We start from the raw sequence: 2,580 nt of genomic DNA on the forward strand, positions 1-2,580 counted from the left end.
AGATTCCTTTGCATTTAACACCCATTTAAGGGGCTGATAATAGTTTGCTAAAATGTGTAGCGAAGCGAAACTGAGCAAACTGTTAGCAGTCCCGCTTTAAATTCTTGTTAGTTGTGCTTTTAAACAGATCGAATTTAGAAATGATATAAATAGGCTCTTTTTTACTTTCTACTTTATAAAGATATTGATTTTTTAAAAAATTAGTTTTTTCTTTTATTAGGTTGATTTGCCCCCAAGGAATTAAAAATTTATTGGGAAATAGTAGAATCAACATCTTATTTTGACCTATAAACAAACCTTGTTTACATGGTTTTATATTTAGAAAATTTCTATATTCACTGTTTTTCTCCTGAGAAAAGTCCGCAACATTTGTCAGGTTAATACTTTTTGATTTAAAAAGTGAACGTTCAGAAATACATAAATCCGTTTTGTACTCTTTTGCTAGTTTAGGGTAAAATCCAACAATGCTTTGTACATAATTTACTAGAACAAAGAAGAATAAAAAAAGAATTAAACCTATGAGAAACTCCATTTTTAAAACTCCAAAAATCTATTCCATACTACAGGGTGAATTTAAGCCAACTAACGAGGCTGTAGAATAACTCCAACAATCAAATTCAATTAAAAAACGAGTTCCTCAAATCAACTCTAAGCGCTTTAAAAGCATTAGGTAATGCATTTGGAAACCATAAAACAGGCTGTTTTCTTAAAAAAGAGTAATTCTACAGCCTCAACGCCCACTTAAGCGGACAAAAATAGCTGGTTAAAATGTGAAGCGAAGCGGAACCTGAGTAACTGTTTTTGTTGCATTTTAAGTGCTTTTAAGGTTTTATTAACTCTGCCCATTTGTTGTTTAAAAAGCCAGTCTCTTGCCCAACTGACATTATTACTGGACTGATATTATTAGTTTTAGGCAACTCGAAAACTACGTCATAGATGGTTATATCTTTAGCACTTATACCATTAGATTTAGCCCATTCTAGAATAGCAGGATCTTTAGTATCAACGATACTCGCTTTGTCGAGCGCCTTAAAAAATACATAGTGCTCTAATTCAGATTCAATTTTCGTTGGGTTGCGTTTAATAGAAAATTCAAGAACAAGAAGTTCAGGCTTATTGCTGTACAGTTGAGAAATATAACTTTCAGCTTTGTTTTTATATGCAGCTTCTGTATTCCAGAATTCATCAATTTCATTCGAATACGCGAATGTTGAAATAAATACGAGGAAAATAAAAGGTAGTTTAAATTTCATCCGTGACTCCAGAAAACCCTAACGCCTGCATTTGCGGCGGTTTTGTAGCGAGGCACGAGCGGAAAAACCGTCCAAGCCACGCAGTGGCTGATGCAACATGCACTTGTTAAGCATTTGCCTCAGCGCTCCAATCCTTGAACCACTCTACGGGCAAGTTAACAGTCTCAAAATCTAGCTGCTGTAGCTGTGATGATGGGTATGTATTTGCTAGGTAGAGATCCCATTGCGTTTCAATGTCAGCAAGAATAGGCATAACCTTCTCAATTTCTTCCGACACATCAACATCATTATATTTATTCCAAAACCGTTCACACCACTCAGAAATTTGTTTATGAGTGTATGGCGATTGATCTGGCTTTTGACCATAAGACAGCAAGACTAATAAGTTTTTCCTGCTGTATTCAAGTTCGATAGGTACACTCAATTTCATAATGATGCTTAACTCTTAACATATGGGGATTTTATGAGCGTTGTTGGCCGAAGGCCAGCGAGTAAAATTCCCACCATGATGTTTTTGTTATGTGCAACATGCTAACAGTTGCTTTTGTAATTCAGTATTTTCACAACCGATAATGTCTAAACCGATGATAACTGACTTTTCAGAGTAAACAAGCATAACTGTATACGCCTTATCACCTGTGGGGAAAGTATCTTCCAGTTTTTCATTTTCTGAGGTTGTAAAACATATTGTGAATGCTGAATCGTCAGAAGCGAAGGACTCACATGATTTAATTTTCAAACCTTTTAGCTGATCAGTAAGTTCTTTTTCACCTTCAGCTATCAGCGAAGATTTTACTTCTTCAAACAGGTCTGGGAGATCATCCTTAAACATCAATTTCTCCGTTGCATATAACGCCGTTTTAAGCGGCAAATTGTAGTTGGCTATAATGTGTGAGGAACGAACAACAGCCAACTGTAATTTGTCCGACTTGAAAACCATTGTTATATGGTTTTATTAGGCCGTATCCGCTTAAAAAACATTGTATACGTGACTGTAAACCAATCGTAATTTACGCTAACTAATTCCCAGCCTTGTTTTCCCAGTTCTGTGCAGCGAGTTTGCAACCGGACAAATTTGGTAGTGCGAAATGTAAGAAGACCACCAACTTTTTCTACTTTATACTCAAATATATCCATATACTTCTATCCTGTGAACCATATAACGCCTAATTAACAGGCAAAAAATGGTTGGCTAAAATAAGTGAACGTAGTGAACAAAAAGCCAACTGTTTTTAGTCCCGCTTAATTTCTTGTATGGATAATAAACCCATAAATTAATTAATACTTTAACCAAGTTCGGGTAATGTGAGGCCCAAGCTTTGGCTGC

Annotated in this window: 4 protein-coding genes; all 4 read right to left on the reverse strand. The window is 35.6% G+C overall.

Translation table 11 applies throughout. The features are described 5' to 3' along the window. Positions 1–82: 82 nt before the first annotated feature. Positions 83–532: a hypothetical protein gene (locus I6E80_RS20260; RefSeq protein ID WP_182715381.1), complete on the reverse strand. Its 450-nt coding sequence runs from the start codon at positions 530–532 to the stop codon at positions 83–85. Positions 533–821: 289 nt separating this feature from the next. After that, positions 822–1,253, reverse strand: coding sequence for a hypothetical protein (locus I6E80_RS20265; protein WP_024600383.1), 432 nt, complete (start codon positions 1,251–1,253; stop codon positions 822–824). A gap of 106 nt (positions 1,254–1,359) precedes the next feature. Next, positions 1,360–1,683, reverse strand: a complete 324-nt coding sequence (locus tag I6E80_RS20270) for a hypothetical protein (protein ID WP_024598870.1) — start codon at positions 1,681–1,683, stop codon at positions 1,360–1,362. 87 nt (positions 1,684–1,770) lie between these two features. Then, positions 1,771–2,085: a hypothetical protein gene (locus tag I6E80_RS20275; protein WP_197186318.1), complete on the reverse strand. Its 315-nt coding sequence runs from the start codon at positions 2,083–2,085 to the stop codon at positions 1,771–1,773. Positions 2,086–2,580 lie beyond the last annotated feature (495 nt).

Source organism: Pseudoalteromonas sp. NSLLW218 (assembly GCF_015864775.1).
Lineage (GTDB): Bacteria > Pseudomonadota > Gammaproteobacteria > Enterobacterales > Alteromonadaceae > Pseudoalteromonas.

Coding starts and splice junctions, on each gene's coding strand:
- I6E80_RS20260 (WP_182715381.1), bottom strand. CDS start 532: ATGGAGTTTCTCATAGGTTTAATTCTTTTTTTATTCTTCTTTGTTCTA.
- I6E80_RS20265 (WP_024600383.1), bottom strand. CDS start 1,253: ATGAAATTTAAACTACCTTTTATTTTCCTCGTATTTATTTCAACATTC.
- I6E80_RS20270 (WP_024598870.1), bottom strand. CDS start 1,683: ATGAAATTGAGTGTACCTATCGAACTTGAATACAGCAGGAAAAACTTA.
- I6E80_RS20275 (WP_197186318.1), bottom strand. CDS start 2,085: ATGTTTAAGGATGATCTCCCAGACCTGTTTGAAGAAGTAAAATCTTCG.